Raw genomic sequence first — 18,987 nt, 5'->3', positions numbered from 1 at the left:
TTCCAATATGTACTAAATGTATACTAACACAACGAGAACAGCTTTCAGTCAAGCTGCGAGCCTTTCTTAAGAAGTCGATCGGCCTGGAAAAAAAGAGAAGTTTCCCATATTTGGAAACTTCTCTTCACTAATAAACGCATCAGCATTTTTAGTAAGCTTTCGCCCAGTACACCATATCTTCCGCCTGTTTCCCGCAGCAGACACATGTCTCAGCGATCGATTCCTGCTCAAACGGGATGCACCGTGATGTAGCCCCGGTTTTTTCTTTGATCTCGTTTTCACAGTCTTTATTTCCGCACCACATCGCTTGGATCAAATAGTTATCTTCCCGCAGGAAGTTTTCCATGTCTGCTAATGTAAAGGCTATTAACGTCTTCTCTTTGAGATAGAGGCTTGCTTTTTTGTAAAGCTCGTCGTGGATGTCGGCCAGCAGCTTTTCAACTTCCGATTTTAAATCGTGAACAGATACTTGTCGTTTCTCACCCGTATCACGCCGCACGAACATGACCTGTTCCTTTTCGATATCTCTTGGTCCCACCTCTAACCTGAGTGGCACCCCTTGCATTTCGTACTCATTAAATTTCCAGCCAGGCTTTTTATCACTTGCATCAATCTCTACTCTCACTGAATCTTTCAAGCTGTTTTTAATTTCATAAGCATGATCCAACACGCCTTCCTTATGACTTGCGATCGGCACAATCATCACTTGGGTTGGAGCTGCTTTTGGTGGTAATACCAGCCCTCTGTTGTCGCTGTGGACCATGATCATCGCTCCGATGATCCTTGTGGTGAATCCCCACGACGTCTGCTGTACGGTTTGTAAATTGCCATCCCTGTTTAAAAATTCAATGCCAAAAGCTTTCGCAAACCCGTCTCCCAGGAAGTGTGAGGTAGCGGTTTGCAAGGCTTTGCCATCATGCATTAAGCTCTCAACCGTGTAGGTGAACGTAGCTCCTGCGAATTTTTCCTTCTCTGTTTTCTTCCCTTTAATCACTGGAATAGCCAGTAAGTCTTCGCAAAGAGACGCATAGACATTGAGCATTTTTTCCGTCTCTTCCACCGCTTCTTCTTCCGTTTCATGACAGGTGTGGCCCTCCTGCCATAAAAACTCGAGTGTTCTTAAAAATGGACGAGTCGTCTTTTCCCATCTGACTACGTTGGACCATTGGTTATACAACTTAGGCAGATCCCTGTAAGAGTGGATGACATTTTTATAATATTCTCCAAACAGAACTTCAGAGGTTGGTCTGATACAGAGCCTCTCCTGCAGCTCCTCTTCGCCTCCATGAGTCACCCACGCAACTTCAGGAGCAAACCCTGCGATGTGATCTTTTTCCTTTTGCAGCAGACTCTCTGGAATAAGCAGCGGCATGTAAACATTCTCATGACCGGTTTGTTTAATTTTCCTATCCAGCTCATCCCTGATGTTCTCCCATATTTTGTATCCATACGGATGAATGATCATACTCCCCCGCACACTGGAATAATCAGCAAGCTTGGCTTTTGTTACGATATCTGTGTACCACTGGGCAAAATCATCATCCATGCTCGTTATTTTTTCCACAAATTCTTTAGCCATCGTAGATCCCCTCCTTGAAAAATTACAAAAGCTGTCCTTTAAGTTAGGGACCATTCCTGGTGGTACCACCCTAATTTAAAGCACAGCTTTACACTTCCTATGATAACGGTATCGACCGCTGTATATTGAATACAGAACTCCCAGGCAGGTTCACTTGTTCATTCAATGGGAACTTTTCAGCAAATATTCCCTCTCTGTAAAAGTGGAATCCAAGTTACTATTCCTGATCAAGGCAGATGCGATTGTTAAGTTGAACTTATTTTATACATAATCTATTTCAGAAGCAAGGTGTATGTGCATTTTTTCCTGACTCAAAATCCTTTTCTCCTGTACTCTAAAATCAAGTCTTCCACCCTTAGTCAGCTGGAAGACTTAACTTCTGTATGTTTCCTCATTATGGCCAACATTTCCTATTTCTAAAATTACGTCAGCCGCTGCTCATTAATGGACAGTTTCACTCGCTGTGACTTCTTATAAAAACAGCAAGCCAAGCGAGATGATGACACCGCTTACAAAAAGAACAATTAAACAGAAGCCCATAATGTCTTTGGCCTTTAATCCTGCGATCGCAAGTGCAGGAAGGGCCCAAAAAGGCTGGATTAAGTTCGTCCACGCATCTCCCCAGGCGACAGCCATGGCGGTTTTCGGTATCGAGACGCCTAACTGCTGCGCCGCCTCAATCATGACCGGTGCCTGGACCGCCCACTGTCCCCCGCCGGAGGGTACAAAAAAGTTTACGATTCCAGCGCTGAGAAAAGCAAAGAATGGAAAAGTGAAATCGGTGGAAATCGACGCAAACCCTTCTGACATCATCGCAGCGAGACCGGAAGAAACCATCATTCCCATAATCCCTGCATAGAAAGGAAATTGAATAATAATCCCGCTCGCCCCTTTGACCGCGTCCGTCACAGAATTCAGGAAATTCCTTGGGGTTCCGTGAAAAAGAATGCCGAGAAATAGAAAAGCGAAATTGACGATATTCAAGTTCAATTTAAATCCCGTGGTCATGAAATAATAGATGAGAAACGAAATCCCTAATAAGGCTGTAATTCCTGATAAAATTCGGCTGTTTTCCATACGTACAGCCGGAGTCACAGCTTCTTCTTCAAGCGCGGCTGCTCCCGTCGACGACTCATCTTCCAGTAAAGCGGGATCAATGGTGACTCGATCTTTTTTTCCAGGTAGCATCTGCCGGGTTAAGATAGGCAGCACGATAAAAATCGCTGCCACAATGCCGAGGTTAAAGCCTGAAAAAATGGTTTGCGAAGTCGGAATGAGGCCGATCGAATCCTCAGAAAAGTGACCAGGTGTGGCGATTGTCAGCGGTATCGAGCCGGCTAACCCGCCGTGCCAAACAATAAATCCTGCGTAAGCGCTTGCAATTAAGAGCCTGTAATCGACGTTTTTTACTTGCTTAGCAAGCTCCCGGGCAAAGAGAGCCCCGATGACAAGACCGAATCCCCAGTTAATCCAGCTTGCCAGTAAAGAAATGAACGTCACATAAACGACAGCCTGCCCTGGGTTACGGGCAAAAGAAGCTAAACGGCCCAGCCCTTTTTTAAAGATCGGGCTGCTGGCCAGGACAAAGCCGGTGACGAGCACAAGAACCATCTGCATAGAGAAAGTCAACAGATTCCAAAAGCCTTCCCCCCAATATTGAACCATATGTACCGGGGAACTGCTTGTGAAAATCAACCCGAGACCGAATACAACAAAGGTCAAAAGAATAACGAATAAGAATGGATCGGGTAAGTAACGCTGCATGATTTTGTTTGATAAATGAATGGTGCGTTTTAACATAGCTGCCTCCTTACTTGTATTAAAAAACTGCTCCCCCTTCCTTATTCGTTACTCGTCAATAGATCCCTGTTCCCTTTCAGGAAATCGTTGATCTGGATTATATCAATCGCTTTATAAATGAGCCAAAATATTTACGAGTTTTCCAAATGGATCTCTTACGAAAAACCGCCGCACACCCCACGGCTCCTCTGCCGGTCCATACTCAATAGCAATGCCTGCCTCTTTAATCCTCGCGAGTACCTCCTCAAGATCATCCACTTCAATGGACAAATCAGGGACCGGTGTGCCGGAACCTCCCTCTGAAAGAAAACTGATTTGGGTAGTCATCTTCTCCTCCGTGCCGTACGTGGCAATAAATCCAAGATCCATTAACGTCTCAAGTCCTAATATGTCCTGATAAAAAGCACGGGCTTTAGAAATGTCTTGCGTTTCAATATTGGCAACAATCCGCTTTACTTTCATTCCTATACCTCCACGTTTCATTTTTAATGCTCCATGAGCTCCGGTTATCTACAGGGTTTGACAAATAGACGTTAACATACTTTTATCCATTCCTTTCGTTCTCCATACGATCAAGCAATTCCCCCACTGCCTCGATCACTTCGTCTGGAGCATCGGTATGAATCGTTGTATGTCCGGCATTCTTAAGCTTTCGATGCTCTCCCCTCGGTACTGAACCTGCTAATTTCGTGTAGACGTTATCCTTAATTTGATTGAAGGGCTCCATAGTTTCACGAAGAAAAGATTTACTGGTAAGCGGAGGCATGAATGGATCGATTCCCATCGTTGAAAACACGATCAAAGGAACATCTGGAATGCTCCCTCCTCTGCTTACTTCTTCATAGAGGCGGTCATTCAAATTTTTTCTTTCCGTCATGGTTTTTGGTAATGAACGAAGATGATAGTCAATCAATGGCTCACGGATCGAAGCTGGCCACTCTGTAAACATGTGATTAAATAACCGACGGAAGACTCGTTTGTAGGAGAGAAGCGTCCGGAGCAATGTAAAACCTTGCTCAGGAAGGTAGCGTTTTTTTAACTTAGGAGTTTGATTGACAAAATCTTCATGAGGCGGCTCGAGGAGAAGCATGCCTGCTGTCTCCTCAGGAAAGCGCTGGGCGTAATGGCACGCGTATAATCCACCCAGCGAGTGGCCGACGAACAAATAAGGGGGTGGGATCTCTGCCGTCTGAAGAAGGCTGCGCAATTCTTCAGTGATTTCGTATGCACTTCGTGGCAGTTGTGTATCATCACTCCATCCCGTGCCAGCTCGATCATAGATCACTGAAGTCGTCCGCTGGCTGATCTTTGTGTGGATATTTAGATAATCGAGCCCGACCATGCCCGCAGCAGGTAAAAAGACTACGGAAATACCCGCTGTGCCAGAACGATGAAGGAACATACGTCGTCCTTCCACCTTATAGAAACTTCCAAGCGGGAGATGACTTTCTAAGGATTTACTCTGCCGTTTCTTTATTGTTTCTTCTTTCATCAAATGGATCGTCCTCTCCATAGTATTGTTCGAAGGGGTTCAGCACCGAGGAAAAATAACGAGCCATCCCAGCAGCTTCTTCATGTTTCTGGCTCCATGTTAATCATCGTCGCTACTTATAGAAACTTTTTCTGAGTTCATTCAGGAACCCATCAAGTTCCTCCTGAACCTTGTCATAATCTAAATCCGAAGCTTCCGTATTTCTCATCTCATTCAGTAACTGGTTAGTAAAACCAATATTCGCCCAGTAAATGATTTGCTTGCACCTTTCAATGTTCATCCCGTCTCTGAATTTCGTTTCATCTACGACCTCAAACATAGTCTCCTGGCATAAAGTCTGGATCTTTGCGGCCTTTTGTTCCATTGCTTCATTGATTTCCTCTGCTTCGGCGGCGGCCGTCATCTGGATAAATTCAAAAATCCAAGGGTGCTTTTTCAATAATTCAATCTGAAGAGCATAGGATTGCTGCAGCCTCTCAAAAATATCTTTCTCGTTAAAATTCATATAAGCCAAATACTCTTCATGAATCATGTTCGTGCAATGTTCATAGAGAAATAAAAACAGCTCCTTTTTACTACTGACATAGTGGAACATTAACGCTTTTGAAATTCCCGACTCTTTGGCGATCACATTTGTCGAGGCTTTATCAAAGCCCTTTTCGGCAAATTCCTTTAGTGCCGCATTCATTAGTACGTCTCTTCGTTTGTTTTCCATATCCATTAGTTTTACAGCCAAGGGAAATCACCTTCAATCTTTCATTTACCTATCAGGTCAAAACCATTGTAACTTCATTTACCTGTAAGGTCAATATGAATTTTCTGAAATTTTTACTGCTTAGAGAATCCATCGTTACTCCCTTACATCTGCTCCTTAAAGATAACTGCACCTGCTGACAACTATGGAATTAAACATGACCGCAGACGTTCATGAATACAATAGGTACAAGTACTGCAGTTTTTTTGGAAAGGAGAAACCGTATGATTCAAGTATCAGGGAGGCCTTTTCAACCAAGTGACTCATGGAAAACGAATAAAGTGGACAGTGATATCATTGAAGCTTTGCAGAAGTCTCCGAACGTCTACGCCTATTATTCAGAGCAGGGTCTTTTGTTTGAAATAAAAGCGAGAAGAAACATTGTCGAGAGCGCAAAAGCGATGGATGCAGGGGAGTCGGTCTTTGCCACCTTCAAGAATGCCCGGTGCAACTCAGAGTATTGGAATTTAACTGAAGCTGGCGGGTTTCTATTAAAGCGTGATGCCCAACCCGGAAATGCAGTTCAGGATATTTTCACGAACAGCGATCTCTACCGGTTCGAATGCGCGACCGCTTGCGTCATCCTTTTATACGACGGCCTTTTACAGACGATAGGAAGCCCATCCTTTAACTACCTCTTCCCAAGCATTTATTTATACAGCTGGTACAGCGATGATGATCTAGGACTGCATACGTTTTATTCCGATCATTCTATCCCTGGGGATGTCGTCTATTTTATGAATCCGGACGTGGATGCCTCGACCCCATGGTTTAGAGGAGTCAATGCAATAGCCATGGGAAATGATCATTATTTTGGCCATGGATTCGGTATTCGAACAGATGACGAAATCATTGAAGTGCTCAATGAAAAAAGAAAAGCGGGCAGCCAGCAATCTGCCTATTTAACCAGTCTGATCACAAGACCATCCTTCCAGCAATTAGGTGCGTACACCGCACAAGGAAGAAGCGCTCAAAAAACGGCTCCACCGCTCGTTCACCATAACAGGAACTCCATCTCGTTCATGCATTATTTGTATGTGCTCCGTATTCAGTTCAAAATTTGAAAATGTTGATATTCGTTTTGTGACACTTACCCATTTTTAAGGTTGACGGGCTCAACTTTGGACGTAGGCGAGTACGATATAGAGACGAACACACAAAACGAAAGGAAGTTTTCAAATGGAAAATATGTATTCTCCGTATTCCATGGGTGCTAATGCGAATTCGCCATACATGGGTGCCAGCGAGAACGCGCCATATATGGGTGCCAATATGCCTTACATGCCTTATTACGCCCCTGCAAGACGCTGTTGTCCTCGCAGAAATAACTTTGTATTGATTGTTGTGTTGTTTATCTTACTAATCATTGTCGGCTGCAGCTTCCCTTGCTAATTTAATTGATTTAAGGCGAACACCTTCCTAGTTTGATTGATTTCATACAGTCCTGCCTGTCGGGCAGCAGATCGTTTTTGTGAAAGACCTATAGAAAAAAATGATGCCAGCTCCCTTTAAGGAAGCTGGCTTTTACTAATAAGTGGCTCTATAAAATGCTGCCATGTCAGCCAAAATGTTTTATCTTTTCCTTGCTTTTATAATCATTGTGGAAGGAAACTGCTGCGCTTTGTATAACGAATAATAACGATCAGAGAATTCCACTTCCTTATTTTTTTCACTGGATGGGACGTCACTCTCTATAACGGACTCAATGGTAAATCCTGCTTTGATTAATTCATTGATGTAAGTAGCCATTTTACGGCGATGGACTACCATTCTGGCTTCTTCTCCCTTGAAACGATCAAATACTGTACGTCCTTCATTCTGGTACGACCCCTCAAGAAAGATCTTACCGTTTTCACTATGTAAATGGGCATACAACGGATGGTCCCAGCTGAAAATAAATGTTCCTCCCTGCTTCAAATAAGCGTAAATTAAGTGAAAGGTTGCCGGCAGATCAGTCGTCCACCCGATGGCATAGATGGAATACACGTAATCAAAATACTGTTTCGGTAAATCGATATCCACTTCCATCGCTGCACAATAGAGGTGAGGATTGAACTCTTTAAGTAATTCTTCAGCAGTGTTCCGTTGGGAATCGGAAAGATCCACCCCCCATAATTCAGATGCGCCTTTGGACGCCATGTATTGCAGGGAATGTCCACTTCCATACCCAATATCAAGGACTTTTTTATTTTGTAAGTTACCAAACAACTGCAGCTCCTCTTCGGTTTGTGTAAAAGGGCCATAGCTGGGTAAAGCGTCAATCCCATTAAAATGATGGGCTACAGTGTTCCAGCTTTTCCTGTTTTGGTCTAAAATCTCATTTGAGTTCGTCATCGTCATTCCTTCTTTCGCTAAAGAGTTGCCGAAGTTTATTCATGAATCCGTTATTACCCGAGAAACAATTTGAACCCCACGATGAGAAAAAATTCCAATGGTTAATTATTGAATAGAATTTCTATTCTCACTTACTAACTTTTCCTTATTTGGTTTAGTATCATCCAATAGAAATTCAGCCCACGGAAGTCCAAGTTTATCGGTATGCTCCTGCCAGTAAAGAAGACGTTGATAGTAGTCCTCGATCCTTTCGTTTACTGGAGCTTGAAAGTTATCCTTTCCGTACCGGCGGACGAGCGCTGTCAGTTCATATATAGGTAGTCCAAACGCGTGCGTTTCTACATGGACCGTAGCTCCGGCATGACCAACAGCCTGACAGAAAAGGCCGTACACCTCGTCGTCAATTTCTTTGGCGACAGCATGGGAAGCTAAGATGGCCTTCCTTGCTTCAGGCATTTTGATTTTTCCACGCGCCCAATCTTCACAAAGCTCAAGACAAGTGCCGGGCCGTTGTTCTTCAGGATATTTTGCTTCAAATAATGTTAAGGGTTGTTTCGCACAATCTAATGCCCACATGACGAGTGTTCGATGATTCTGCTGTTGAATAAGTTCTCTTAATTCTTGTAAACTCTCACTGTCACGGGAAAACAGTAACTTATTTCTTTTTTTCAATTTGATCTCTACGTCTGCATACATAGAAATTATTCACTCCTCACTACTTTAAAGTTTACTACATGGACACACTTTTTATCAGCAGAACGAACTCCATCATTACCGGGGTCGACAAAACCGCAGCTCTATTAAATTATGGATATTACAAAGGGGGGCTATGATAAAATAGTAGAGTCAAAGAACAACCAGCTTAGGAGTGAACAATCATTGGATAAAAAAGATATAGCGGGCATCCGCAGACAGTTAAAAGTAGACAACGATTTACTAAAGATCTCTGATATCTTTAACGTGTATATTATGAAGGATACAACGGACATTTATCATTATCAGAGTCAGCCGTTCGAAATGCTGGATCAAGACCAGCAGGAGCTGTTTATGAACAATTTTAAAAAGGTATTAAGCGGGCAGCTGGATGAGAAATTATTCGAATTGAAATTTAAGCGGGACGCTGAGAACCACAGCCAGCTCCTATTACATAAAGGCCTGTTAAGCAGTGAGGTTGAGGACTGGAACGAGCAGATGCTTGCCATGACAGAAAAAATGATCAAAGACCATCCTTATGAAAAGGACATGGTTATCACCTTCATTCGTGCCGAATATTTAATCCCAACGAAGCGGAGGAATGAAGAGGCAGAAGAAAGTGAGCGGGACGCCGTTTATTCAAACCCGTTTATTTTCTGCAGTCTGAATAAAACGGAGGAACCTAAGAAAGAAATCCAGTTTGATTATATTGAAAAGGAATTTAAGTATAAAATCGAAGTCTCTCCCGTGATCGACCTGAAAAATCCGATGGGCGGGTTTCTTTTCCCAAGCATCACAGATGGTGCCTCAGATGTGAACCGTGTGCTCTACTCTGCAGGAAAAGCCAATGAACCAGACTACCGATTTATCGAAGAGGTATTAAACAGCGAAGAATTCATGACAGCGAAAGAAGATAAAGCCGTCTTTGAAGAAGTGATGAAAGAAGTTGTAGGAAACCAGCTCAATCCTTCCACCCTTGCGAATGTATATGGAGAAATCAACCGGGTGATCGAGGAAAATGAAGAAGATGAAGCGCCTAAGCTCGACTACCGGGACGTCGAACGGGTGCTCACTCAAAGCGGAGAACAGGTCGATTCAGAAAAAGTGAAAACCGCCTTCCACCGCATTACCGATAATGAAGGCTACGAACTGAAAGCAAGCAGCGTCGTCCCTAAATACAAATCAAAATCGATCAAAATTAATACGAAGATTGCAAATATCTCCATCAGCCCGCAGGATCTGGAGTTTGTCCGGCAAGTGAACTATAAAGGAAAACGCTGCATTATGATCGAGGTCGAAGAAGACGCGGAAATCGAAGGCTTCAAAATGCTCCCGGAAGCGTTTGGGGAGTAAGCCACTTCCCGCAAGCACAGCTCTACTTTCCTAGTTGGGGAGTGACTTTTTATGAACAGTCACTCCCCTTTTATTCTTCCCATTCAAATACTCAAAGATGAGATTTCCTTAGAATGCAGCCTCTACCTTTTATTCTCTAGTAAAAAATTTTCAACGATCCTATTAAACATCTCCGGTTGATCCATATTTGCTGTATGACCTGCACCTGGAATCAATCCAATCAGGGCATCATTTTTTACGTTTTTCACATAAGCCACCGCCTCTACTTCGTGCTGATCTACACTTCCATTGAGTAATAGCACTGGGACATTCAGCTGTTTAATCTTCTCTTCTGTGAGGGTGGGGTAATGAAAGGTTATGTTGTGAAGGACGTGTTGAAGCGTTTTCTTCCATTTATCACCGTGCAGTTGTTCAAAAGTCCGGGCAATAGTGATGTCGTTCTCTTCAATAGTTAAGAAATAATCATATTGCTTTTCCATAGCCTCTTTTAATCCCTCAGGTATGTATGGGGTGTATCCGGTTAGGATAATTCCATCAACGAGCTCGGGTTTTCTTAAAGCCATATGACCAGCGAGTGAAGCACCTAGCGATAGACCTAGTAAATAGCCAGCTCCGCTTTCTTCAATCTGAGCTTCCACGTAGTCCAGTGTACGATCAAAATAGTTTTCAGCAGCATCAACGGAGCTATCCCCATGCCCTGGTAAATCTATTGGTATAATTTCGTATTGCTCATTAAAATAAGAGATTTGGTTTGAGAAGTGCGCGTCAGCAGTCCCCATAAAACCGTGCAGCATATAGATTTTCTTCATTCTTTTCTCCCCTTTTCCTAGTCTTACAGTAACGTACCTTCCTTTATCTTTGCCAATTTAAAGTAAGGGCAATGATCTTGATAGAAACAACCCCTCTGTTTAACAGGATTATGCCTTTCCTAGAGAAAATCCTTCAAATAACCGTCCCCATAAGGCTCTAAAACCTTATCTACTAAGTGCACCACTTTTTCCTTGTCTCCAAATAAATAAAATCGGTCAAAAGCTTCGACAAATTCGCTCGTAAACGCTTCATCATATTGCTTCAGAGCACGGATAATCCATTTTGAAGAACCTATCCAATGCTGGTTGGTTCGTAAAACAAATTCATGAACAAGCTCTGCCAAGGTGTTAGCAATAAATAGATCTTCAGCGCGGTTATTCCTTCCCAAAAAATCTTCAAGAGCATCAGAAATAAAGTACCGCTTCGTATTAATCACTTCTTCTGACCATTTTTCAGGTCCTTTTTTTAATAGATCAGCGGCTTCTTTTTTTATAGATTCTAACATTCCCTCATCTTTTAAAATGATCCCCTCAGCGACCATTCTTGGCATAGAGGGCTTAGCAGCTTTGCAATCCATTTCGAAAAATTTTCTATAGGATGTTAAATGATGTACAAACACCTCTATCGGCCATCCATAATCAAACAGGGATTCTCGATAGGATGCAAGAATTTTTTTGTCAAAAATCACTAGATCAAGGTCAGACGTTTCTGTTGCCTCACCTCTTACCACACTTCCAGATAATAAAGCCCCCTGGCAGTTTGGAAAGTGTGTATCAATAAATTGTTTAGCTGCCTCAACCGGATCAAGTCTTATCATTCATTTCACCTCGACATGCACAGAATCACGTCTGCACTCTCTCTATTTACTCTCTATCCGCTTATTAAATAATGGAGTATAACTGCTTAAAGTCATGGATGATGTAATCACAATGCTCATTTCCCTCTGATTCATTAGTAAAATAGCAAGCACTTATTCCTGCATTTTTACCAGATATCAAATCTAAGTCTCTGTCACCAATCATGATTGCTTCTGTTTTTTCAATTTGATGCTCACTCATTAAGTGATGGATGGCTGCAGGGCTTGGCTTTCTTGCAAAACCTTCTTTAGAGGTAATACATTGGGAGAAATAACGTTCCAAATCATATTTCCGTAGTAACTCAATGGAAGACTCTCCTCTATGAGTGAGTAAATAATTTTTTCTACCGGTGGAAGCGATGTATTTACATAGGGCTTCGATTTCCGCAAATGGTTTTGACTGCTCCATTTCTGCTGCGAGTTTTTTCCTTTTATAATCTGCTATGAAGGCATCGTCGATCTTATATTTATCTTGATAATAACTTAAGGCATGAGAAGCAGAGATTCTCCATTGTTTCTCGATCGTTTCTACAGATTCTATCATTCCCTCGCTCTCTAGTAACTCTTTAAAGACTCCTGCCATAACGGGGTATGTGTCAAAAAGAGTGCCGTCAAAATCCCAAATGATGTGTCTATACATATGATTCCTCCTGCAAAATACCATTCTTTCATTCAAACTTTAGTTTACCATATGATTATGGTGATTTTAGCTGACGGTCCTCTTGATAAACGGAAGGATTCACATAAAAAAAGAGAGGGTTGATCCAAGCCCTCTCTCTTTCTTATTCACTGATCTATGCTGTTTTTTTCACGCGCACCATGCCAAAATAAAACACTGTTCCGAGCAGCGCACAAAGGGTGATTAAAATGCCCATCGGTACGGCCGTATCACTTCCGGCAATACCGACAAACGGAGCAACAATCCCTGCGCAGGCAAACCGGATGACACCAAGCAGTGCAGAAGCGCTCCCTGCATGCTGGGACTGGTCCTGCATCGCCAGCGAGAAGCCGGTCGTATTGACGACTCCCATACTGGAAACCACGAAGAACAGAAATACCAATACAGGCATCAGCCCGGTGCCAGCCAGAATGACTCCTAATAAACACAGACTGCTGACGACAGCGAGTCCGAGTCCGGCGACTAACAGCCGCGTATCACTCACACGCCCGGAAAGAAACCCAGTCACCTGGGTGGCGAGCACAATGCCGACCCCGTTGACGGCAAAAATAATACTGAACATTTGCGGTGATGCGCCAAACACGCCTTCGATTACAAAAGAACCGCCGGAGATATAGGAAAACATCATCGCAAAGATGAAGGACTGGGAAAGAACATAGCCCATGAAACTGCGATTGGCAAAAAGGCTGCCAAAGGTACGAACCGTTTCCCGAATTCCAAGGGTATTGCGCTTTTCCACGGCCAGTGTTTCGGGAAAGACAGTGGTAATCACAAAAAACAGGACAAGACCGACCGCTCCCAGCACAAAGAAAATGCCGTTCCAGCCGGTCACTCGTAAAATCTGGCCGCCAATAATCGGTGCAAACACCGGGGCTGCCCCGTTGACCAGCATCAGCATTGAGAAGAACTTGGTCATCTCAGAGCCATCAAACAAATCCCGGACGACTGCCCGCGAAATCACCACTCCTGCTGCTCCCATCATCCCCTGCAGGAAACGCATGACAATTAATATCCAGATGGAAGGCGAAAATCCGCTCAAAGCCGAGACTGCCGCATAACAGAAAAGCGTGTATACCAAAGGCATGCGTCGTCCTTTAGCATCACTGAGCGAACCGAAGATTACCTGACCGATGGCGAGTCCGAAAAGACACGCCGTCAAACTCGCCTGACCGAGAGAAGTGACCGTATGTAAATCGTTTGTCAATTTCGGCAGAGCAGGCAGATACATATCAATGGATAACGGACCGAGAGCGGTCAATGCTCCCAATAATAAAGCCATTCCGATACGTGCTGACTTTTTATCTAAATTTAAAGTTGTTGTTTGTTCCATACTCTTCGCTTGCATACCCGCACACCTTCATTTGTTCCCGATTGCCGTAAAAGCAAGGGAAATAGAATATGGAATTCAGTTTAAGCCAGCCGGCTTGATATTTCCAGAAATCTGCTTTTTTGTATTGCAGGGTTTAGATGAATGTCATCGCAAAAATTGGATCATGATCGTTTCTCTATCTGAAAAAAACCCTGTGGGAGCAACTCTCCACAGGGTTTTCCAGATCCCCTTATTCAATTTCTATATTACGGGAATTGTCGGGATTGTCTTCTTTAGCGACGGTGATTTTTAATAATCCATCTTCCAGTTTCGCAGATACATCGTCTGACTTAGCATCTTCCAGATAGAGGGAACGCTGCATGGAATCATAACGTCTCTCTTTATGAATATACGTATCATGATCCTTCTCTTCCACATTTTCTTCTTTGTGAACAGAAATGGTAAGCCGCCCATCATTTAGACGAAGATGAATATCCTCTTTTTTTACACCTGGAAGTTCTGCTTCAACGAAGTACTGATGCTCCGTTTCTTTGACATCCACCTTGAAGGTATCCAACATAGGATTTCTCGTTGGGAACCAAGAATCATTAAAGAAGTCGTCAATCATGTTGAAGAGATTGCCAGGTACATCCTTTCTAAGACTCCGATTTCTGTTGTTAAAAGGAATCAATCCAGCCATTCTTAACCACTCCTTATACTATTTTTTGTTTTAGCACTCTAACTGGCAGAGTGCTAATTTCTACTGAACTTATACCACGGTCTTTCGAAATTAAACCCCTTTTTTTATAATTTTTTTCACTTTATTTTTTACCGTTTTTTTATGATAGAATGGCTTGAAATAAGGGGTCTTTCATCATTCAGCATCCGCTTTCAACGCTTGAAGAATGACGATTTTTAGATAAGGGGTCATTTCTCTTAATTGCTCCACACTATAAACCCCGACATAGTACTGGATCACCAGACCGTCGACGAAAGCAACGAGTAAAGAAGCTCCATGCTTCGAGTGAAGCGCTGGATAATCATTGTTTTGATCCAGCTGCTCTAATTTCACTTGAAGATGATCCACCATTTCATTAAAGGCTCCGATAAACGTCCTCGGATAAATATCTCCACTGGTGTAACGCTCCAACACCCTCTTTAAATATTCTAAATTCTGATCATTGTAAGTCCAAGAATCATACAAAAACTGTTCGATGAAGTCTTCTACGGTTGTGCTTTCATTACTTTTCACCGCTTGAACATAATCATCTTCCAGCTGCTTTAAGGCTCCATCCATTTCCTTATGCGAAATCCGATGTTCCATCCTCCATGTCCTCCTTTACTGATTTCTCCTCTTCCCTATGGAAGACAGCATTAGAACTGTGAGTAATGTTTATCAATCTCTTTAACATGCCTATGGAGAGAAGACGGCCCCCTATTCGCTAATGTCGCAAGCTCCTCAATTCGGAGAGACTTATGGTAATTTTTCATGATAAATTCGATCACGTCACTGATTTGAGACGTAGAACTTCCCTCTACCGCCATTTGGGAAAGCGTGCTGCCATGCTCCCCTTGCAGGATCCGGTAAATGAACAAGCTTTAGTTTGTCACTTACATAATCGAAACAATGAAGAGGGAAATGAAAAGTTTAACTCTCCTCCTCGTCTTTTTTCTTTTGAATAAACTTCTCATATAAATCGGCCGCCTTGTTTTTCTCTAGATTGCTTTGATAAAAATCGATCTTCGTATTTAACAGCTCCAGATTTTTTTTGTAGGTTTCCAGCTTCTCCATCACGTTGACCCTGTGGTTAATAAGAATTTCCAGCATTCCGTTGATGCCTTCCTCGCCGGATTCCCATAATTGTGTATATTTCTTCAAGTCCTCTAAAGACATGCCCGTATTTTTCATATGCAAAATGAATTCTGCCCACAGCTTATTATCTTCAGTATAGGAGCGGATATTATTGCTGCCTCGTTCTGGTACCACTAAGCCTTCTTTTTCATAATATCTCAACGTATGTTCGCTTACACCAATCAATCTAGCTAATTCACCTATCCGATACGCCACATGATTTCACTCCCTTTGGTTTTTATTTCTTCTTCCATAATTCCCATCTATGTAAAATTGTAATACTTAAAGTTAACTCCAGGTCAAGCAGCTTTGCAAACCGATGAAATAATCTTTATAACTATAAAACTATCAGTGTACTCCTGGGTAACGCTTCCCTTCTTTTCTATTTTATCCGCTTGACTTCGAGTTACATCTAAGTGATAGACTTATTAAAATACAAAAGAGGGAATGGGAACAAAACAAGAGTCGCATCCCTTTCAGAAAGAAGGAATCCTATGAAGTTCACAAATTCTGCTTCTCCATCTTCAAATATAAAAAGTCGCATATGGCTCACCCTCCTTCTTGGTTCCCTTGCAGCCTATGGATCCCTTACGTTGGATATGTACCTGCCAGGGTTCCCTTCTATCGCTGAAGAGTTTCATACAAGCGCCTCTCTCGTGCAGTTGAGCTTAACAGCGGCTTTGTTTGGACTGGCCATTGGTCAAATCGTTATCGGCCCGTTAAGTGATGCCAAAGGAAGAAAACGTCCGTTACTCTTTTTTCTTTTGTTATATATAACAGCGTCTCTCTTATGTGTGCTGTCTCCTTCGATTTGGGTATTCATTGGCGCAAGGCTGCTCCAAGGATTTTCTGCTGCGGGTGGAGTCGTGATCTCGAGGGCCATCGTCCGTGATCTTTTCTCAGGGAAAGAATTGACGAAGTTTTTTGCGATGTTAATGTTAGTGCTTGGGGTTTCCCCTATCCTAGCTCCTATCTTAGGCGGGGCCGTGTTAAAGGTCACCACCTGGCACGGGGTGTTCGGCGTTCTTGCAGTAATTGCTCTTTTGATGGTGGCCGCTGTATCGATGACGCTTCCAGAAACGCTGCCTGAGGAGAGGCAGACAAAAAGTAATGTCCGTGAAACCTTTGGAATCTTCGGGACACTCATTAAAGATAAAACGTTTGCCGGCTATGTATTGATCCAAGGTCTGTTTATGGCCGGCACATTCGCCTACGTTTCCGGCACCCCATTTATTTATCAGGGGATTTATGGGATCAGCCCGCAAACGTTCAGCGTGCTCTTTTCCATGAATGGGATTGGCATTATAGCTGGCAGCCAATTAACAGGTCGGCTCTCTGGGAGATTTTCTGAAAGCAAAATTCTCTTAACGGGACTAATGATCTCAACATCAGCAAGCCTCTTTTTGATGATAATGATTCTGATTCAAGCTCCGCTTGTTTTGATCGTTCTTCCCATCTTTTTCATAGTTTCCTGTGTAGGAATTGTTACAACAGCAAGCTTTGCCTTAGCGATGCAGTCGAAAGGTGACACGGCAGGAAGTGCTGCGGCCCTTTTAGGTCTAATGCCTTACCTGCTTGGGGCATTTCCGTTCCGCTTGTCGGGATCGCTGGAGAAGACACAGCTGTACCGATGGGGCTTACAATTATGATGGCGGATCTGGGGGCATTAGCCAGTTACGTATTCCTCATCCACAGACCGTCTCAACTAAAAAAACCATTACCAAGCAAACAAAAGTTCAGTTAACGGTGTTTTCTAACCGTACTTAGAGACATTAATTAAATTAAAAAATAGGTGCTGGCATAAAAGATTTTCAGCCCATAGTAAATCCGAATGTTGCCATCTACATGGCTACTTTTCGAGTCTCTGTAGAAAAATGGCTGGAAAATGATAAAACCAGTGATTTAGTTTCATTGTTAACTGATCATTTAGACTGCATCTTAACCATGTCTCCGGGAAGCCACCGCTTATAACCTAAACTTTAAGGAAGAGGTTCCGTAGTACGAGCTACAGTTCTTTATTAATCATGCAGTAAGATATTTTAGTAAGGCTCTAGATAAAAAATCCCTTCCTGCTTCGAGGAAGGGATTTTTCAACAGAGATTAAGCGACATCTGGATTCTGCTCTTTCTCCTTCGCTTTTGACCTTGAACCAAGGAAAAACAAGAGAGCCAGCAGAATTAACAGCGCTGCAAAAACAATACCATTCGATTCAATGATTCGAATCAGGTTGCCAAGGATAATACCTACGACTCCAAAGTCGGCATCGCCAAACGTTGTCCCCTGGAATCCAAGTGATCCAAGAACAGGCAGCAATAACGCGGGCAGGAAGCTGATGATTAGCCCATTCGCCATGGAGCCGAAGATCGCCCCTTTTCTTCCACCGGTTGCATTCCCGAACACACCTGCGGCTGCGCCAGTGAAAAAATGAGGAACGAGTCCCGGCACAATGACTTTTAACCCTAGAAGCGGCAGGAACATCATACTCACAAGACCGGCAATAAAACTGAAAAAGAATCCGATAATTACGGCGTTTCCTGCAAATGGAAAAATAGCTGGACAGTCCAGTGCTGGTTTCGCATGAGGAACAATCTTATCCGCAATCCCTTTGAAGGCCGGTACAATTTCACCAAGCAGCATACGGACGCCGGCTAAAATGATGTAGACACCTGCTGCAAACGTAAGCCCTTGCATAAAAGCGAAGACGAGAAAATTCTGTCCGTCACTTAGCTGCCCCTCAACGAAGGCAGGTCCAGCCGCTCCTGCTACGACAAAGAAGAGGATCGTCATCGTTAAAGACACGGAAACGGACGTGTCTCGAAGAAAGCTGAGGGATTTAGGCACTTTAATTTCTTCGGTGGACTTGGAGTTTTTGCCGACGGCTTTTCCTACTAGGGCGGAAACAAAATAGCCGAAGGAACCGAAGTGCCCGATGGCAAAGTCGTCTGAACCCGTTACTTTACGAGTAAACGGCTGAAGCATGGCTGGGGATAGCACCATTAAGGAACCTAGGATAATGGAACCTAAAATAACCAGGGCTGCCCCGGAAAATCCGCCTGTCGTTAATATGACGGCGATTAAACAGGCCATGAACATCGTATGGTGCCCCGTAAGAAAGATATATTTAAAAGGGCTGAAGCGGGCAAGGAGAATATTGACGACCATACCGAACAGCATAATCATAGCCGTCTCTGTACCGAAGCTTTCCTGCGCCAGGGCTACGATGGCTTCATTGTTAGGAATGACGCCATCGACAGAAAAGGCTTCGCTGAACATGCTGCTGAACTGACCCAGGGACTGAACGAGTACATTCGCCCCTGCCCCGAGAATGACGAAGCCCATTACTGTTTTAAGGGTTCCTGAAACAATATCCCCCGAATTTTTTCGTTGCACAAGGAGCCCGATGAGTGCGAATAAACCGACTAGTATGGCTGGGGTTCCTAAAATATCCTTCATTATTAAGTCAATCATGTATAACG

At 43.3% G+C, this 18,987-nt stretch carries 17 protein-coding genes, 2 pseudogenes and 1 other annotated feature; of the genes and pseudogenes, 4 read left to right on the top strand and 15 right to left on the bottom strand.

The window, feature by feature from the left end; all coding sequences use genetic code 11:
- Positions 1-148: 148 nt before the first annotated feature.
- The 5 genes from proS to MUN89_RS05865 form a co-directional block, all read right to left on the bottom strand.
- Positions 149-1,579, bottom strand: coding sequence for a proline--tRNA ligase (gene proS / locus MUN89_RS05885; RefSeq protein ID WP_244712230.1), 1,431 nt, complete (start codon positions 1,577-1,579; stop codon positions 149-151).
- A 42-nt stretch (positions 1,580-1,621) separates the two neighbouring features.
- Positions 1,622-1,819 (bottom strand) — a binding site (T-box leader).
- A 231-nt stretch (positions 1,820-2,050) separates the two neighbouring features.
- On the bottom strand, positions 2,051-3,379 hold the full coding sequence (locus tag MUN89_RS05880) for a short-chain fatty acid transporter (protein ID WP_244712228.1): 1,329 nt from the start codon (positions 3,377-3,379) through the stop codon (positions 2,051-2,053).
- 111 nt (positions 3,380-3,490) lie between these two features.
- On the bottom strand, positions 3,491-3,841 hold the full coding sequence (locus MUN89_RS05875) for a VOC family protein (RefSeq protein ID WP_244712225.1): 351 nt from the start codon (positions 3,839-3,841) through the stop codon (positions 3,491-3,493).
- 82 nt (positions 3,842-3,923) lie between these two features.
- A complete protein-coding gene (locus MUN89_RS05870) occupies positions 3,924-4,871 on the bottom strand; it encodes an alpha/beta fold hydrolase (RefSeq protein ID WP_244712223.1) in 948 nt (315 codons plus the stop codon).
- 112 nt (positions 4,872-4,983) lie between these two features.
- A complete protein-coding gene (locus tag MUN89_RS05865; protein WP_244712221.1) occupies positions 4,984-5,607 on the bottom strand; it encodes a TetR/AcrR family transcriptional regulator in 624 nt (207 codons plus the stop codon).
- Between the two features lie 242 nt (positions 5,608-5,849).
- On the opposite strand from MUN89_RS05865, the gene MUN89_RS05860 reads away from it, so the two are divergent.
- Both MUN89_RS05860 and MUN89_RS21970 read left to right on the top strand, forming a co-directional pair.
- Positions 5,850-6,689 (top strand): protein-glutamine gamma-glutamyltransferase, encoded by an 840-nt coding sequence (locus tag MUN89_RS05860; RefSeq protein ID WP_244712219.1) that lies wholly within the window; start codon positions 5,850-5,852, stop codon positions 6,687-6,689.
- A 115-nt stretch (positions 6,690-6,804) separates the two neighbouring features.
- Positions 6,805-7,017: a YjcZ family sporulation protein gene (locus MUN89_RS21970; RefSeq protein WP_318036120.1), complete on the top strand. Its 213-nt coding sequence runs from the start codon at positions 6,805-6,807 to the stop codon at positions 7,015-7,017.
- A gap of 180 nt (positions 7,018-7,197) precedes the next feature.
- Here MUN89_RS21970 and MUN89_RS05850 read toward each other — a convergent pair whose 3' ends face one another.
- Both MUN89_RS05850 and MUN89_RS05845 read right to left on the bottom strand, forming a co-directional pair.
- Positions 7,198-7,959: a class I SAM-dependent methyltransferase gene (locus MUN89_RS05850; RefSeq protein ID WP_396266081.1), complete on the bottom strand. Its 762-nt coding sequence runs from the start codon at positions 7,957-7,959 to the stop codon at positions 7,198-7,200.
- A 105-nt stretch (positions 7,960-8,064) separates the two neighbouring features.
- Positions 8,065-8,655, bottom strand: coding sequence for a putative immunity protein (locus MUN89_RS05845; protein ID WP_244712215.1), 591 nt, complete (start codon positions 8,653-8,655; stop codon positions 8,065-8,067).
- A gap of 183 nt (positions 8,656-8,838) precedes the next feature.
- Between MUN89_RS05845 and MUN89_RS05840 the strand changes: the two genes are divergently transcribed.
- A complete protein-coding gene (locus MUN89_RS05840) occupies positions 8,839-10,005 on the top strand; it encodes a DUF4317 domain-containing protein (RefSeq protein ID WP_244713587.1) in 1,167 nt (388 codons plus the stop codon).
- A gap of 122 nt (positions 10,006-10,127) precedes the next feature.
- On the opposite strand, the gene MUN89_RS05835 is transcribed toward MUN89_RS05840, so the two are convergent.
- The 7 genes and pseudogenes from MUN89_RS05835 to MUN89_RS05805 all read right to left on the bottom strand — a co-directional run bounded on the left by MUN89_RS05835 (position 10,128) and on the right by MUN89_RS05805 (position 15,727).
- Complete coding sequence (locus tag MUN89_RS05835; RefSeq protein WP_244712213.1) at positions 10,128-10,814, bottom strand: alpha/beta fold hydrolase; 687 nt, start codon at positions 10,812-10,814, stop codon at positions 10,128-10,130.
- A 108-nt stretch (positions 10,815-10,922) separates the two neighbouring features.
- Positions 10,923-11,632, bottom strand: a pseudogene (locus MUN89_RS05830) (nucleotidyltransferase domain-containing protein).
- A 64-nt stretch (positions 11,633-11,696) separates the two neighbouring features.
- Positions 11,697-12,311 (bottom strand): HAD-IA family hydrolase, encoded by a 615-nt coding sequence (locus MUN89_RS05825; RefSeq protein WP_244712210.1) that lies wholly within the window; start codon positions 12,309-12,311, stop codon positions 11,697-11,699.
- Between the two features lie 154 nt (positions 12,312-12,465).
- Positions 12,466-13,680 (bottom strand): multidrug effflux MFS transporter, encoded by a 1,215-nt coding sequence (locus tag MUN89_RS05820; RefSeq protein ID WP_244712208.1) that lies wholly within the window; start codon positions 13,678-13,680, stop codon positions 12,466-12,468.
- 229 nt (positions 13,681-13,909) lie between these two features.
- A complete protein-coding gene (locus MUN89_RS05815; protein ID WP_244712206.1) occupies positions 13,910-14,359 on the bottom strand; it encodes an Hsp20/alpha crystallin family protein in 450 nt (149 codons plus the stop codon).
- Positions 14,360-14,533: 174 nt separating this feature from the next.
- Positions 14,534-14,983, bottom strand: a complete 450-nt coding sequence (locus MUN89_RS05810; RefSeq protein WP_244712205.1) for a hypothetical protein — start codon at positions 14,981-14,983, stop codon at positions 14,534-14,536.
- A gap of 324 nt (positions 14,984-15,307) precedes the next feature.
- Entirely contained in the window at positions 15,308-15,727 is a 420-nt protein-coding gene (locus MUN89_RS05805) for a MerR family transcriptional regulator (protein ID WP_244712203.1), read from the bottom strand.
- 278 nt (positions 15,728-16,005) lie between these two features.
- Here MUN89_RS05805 and MUN89_RS05800 point away from each other — a divergent pair.
- Positions 16,006-17,255, top strand: a pseudogene (locus tag MUN89_RS05800) (multidrug effflux MFS transporter).
- 356 nt (positions 17,256-17,611) lie between these two features.
- Here MUN89_RS05800 and MUN89_RS05795 read toward each other — a convergent pair.
- Positions 17,612-18,979, bottom strand: coding sequence for a PTS ascorbate transporter subunit IIC (locus tag MUN89_RS05795; RefSeq protein WP_244712201.1), 1,368 nt, complete (start codon positions 18,977-18,979; stop codon positions 17,612-17,614).
- Positions 18,980-18,987 lie beyond the last annotated feature (8 nt).

This window comes from Halobacillus salinarum (assembly GCF_022919095.1).
GTDB classification, from domain to species: domain Bacteria; phylum Bacillota; class Bacilli; order Bacillales; family Halobacillaceae; genus Halobacillus_B; species Halobacillus_B salinarum.
Note: the sequence above shows the minus strand (reverse complement) of the source record. Positions and strands in the feature narration are given on the sequence as shown.

Excerpts from the sequence above, each read along its gene's own strand:
- MUN89_RS05850 (WP_396266081.1), bottom strand. The coding sequence starts at position 7,959 with ATGACGAACTCAAATGAGATTTTAGACCAAAACAGGAAAAGCTGGAAC.
- MUN89_RS05810 (WP_244712205.1), bottom strand. The coding sequence starts at position 14,983 with ATGGAACATCGGATTTCGCATAAGGAAATGGATGGAGCCTTAAAGCAG.
- MUN89_RS05835 (WP_244712213.1), bottom strand. The coding sequence starts at position 10,814 with ATGAAGAAAATCTATATGCTGCACGGTTTTATGGGGACTGCTGACGCG.
- proS (WP_244712230.1), bottom strand. The coding sequence starts at position 1,579 with ATGGCTAAAGAATTTGTGGAAAAAATAACGAGCATGGATGATGATTTT.
- MUN89_RS05820 (WP_244712208.1), bottom strand. The coding sequence starts at position 13,680 with ATGGAACAAACAACAACTTTAAATTTAGATAAAAAGTCAGCACGTATC.
- MUN89_RS05875 (WP_244712225.1), bottom strand. The coding sequence starts at position 3,841 with ATGAAAGTAAAGCGGATTGTTGCCAATATTGAAACGCAAGACATTTCT.
- MUN89_RS05870 (WP_244712223.1), bottom strand. The coding sequence starts at position 4,871 with ATGAAAGAAGAAACAATAAAGAAACGGCAGAGTAAATCCTTAGAAAGT.
- MUN89_RS05860 (WP_244712219.1), top strand. The coding sequence starts at position 5,850 with ATGATTCAAGTATCAGGGAGGCCTTTTCAACCAAGTGACTCATGGAAA.
- MUN89_RS05825 (WP_244712210.1), bottom strand. The coding sequence starts at position 12,311 with ATGTATAGACACATCATTTGGGATTTTGACGGCACTCTTTTTGACACA.
- MUN89_RS05815 (WP_244712206.1), bottom strand. The coding sequence starts at position 14,359 with ATGGCTGGATTGATTCCTTTTAACAACAGAAATCGGAGTCTTAGAAAG.
- MUN89_RS05795 (WP_244712201.1), bottom strand. The coding sequence starts at position 18,979 with ATGATTGACTTAATAATGAAGGATATTTTAGGAACCCCAGCCATACTA.
- MUN89_RS21970 (WP_318036120.1), top strand. The coding sequence starts at position 6,805 with ATGGAAAATATGTATTCTCCGTATTCCATGGGTGCTAATGCGAATTCG.
- MUN89_RS05845 (WP_244712215.1), bottom strand. The coding sequence starts at position 8,655 with ATGTATGCAGACGTAGAGATCAAATTGAAAAAAAGAAATAAGTTACTG.
- MUN89_RS05880 (WP_244712228.1), bottom strand. The coding sequence starts at position 3,379 with ATGTTAAAACGCACCATTCATTTATCAAACAAAATCATGCAGCGTTAC.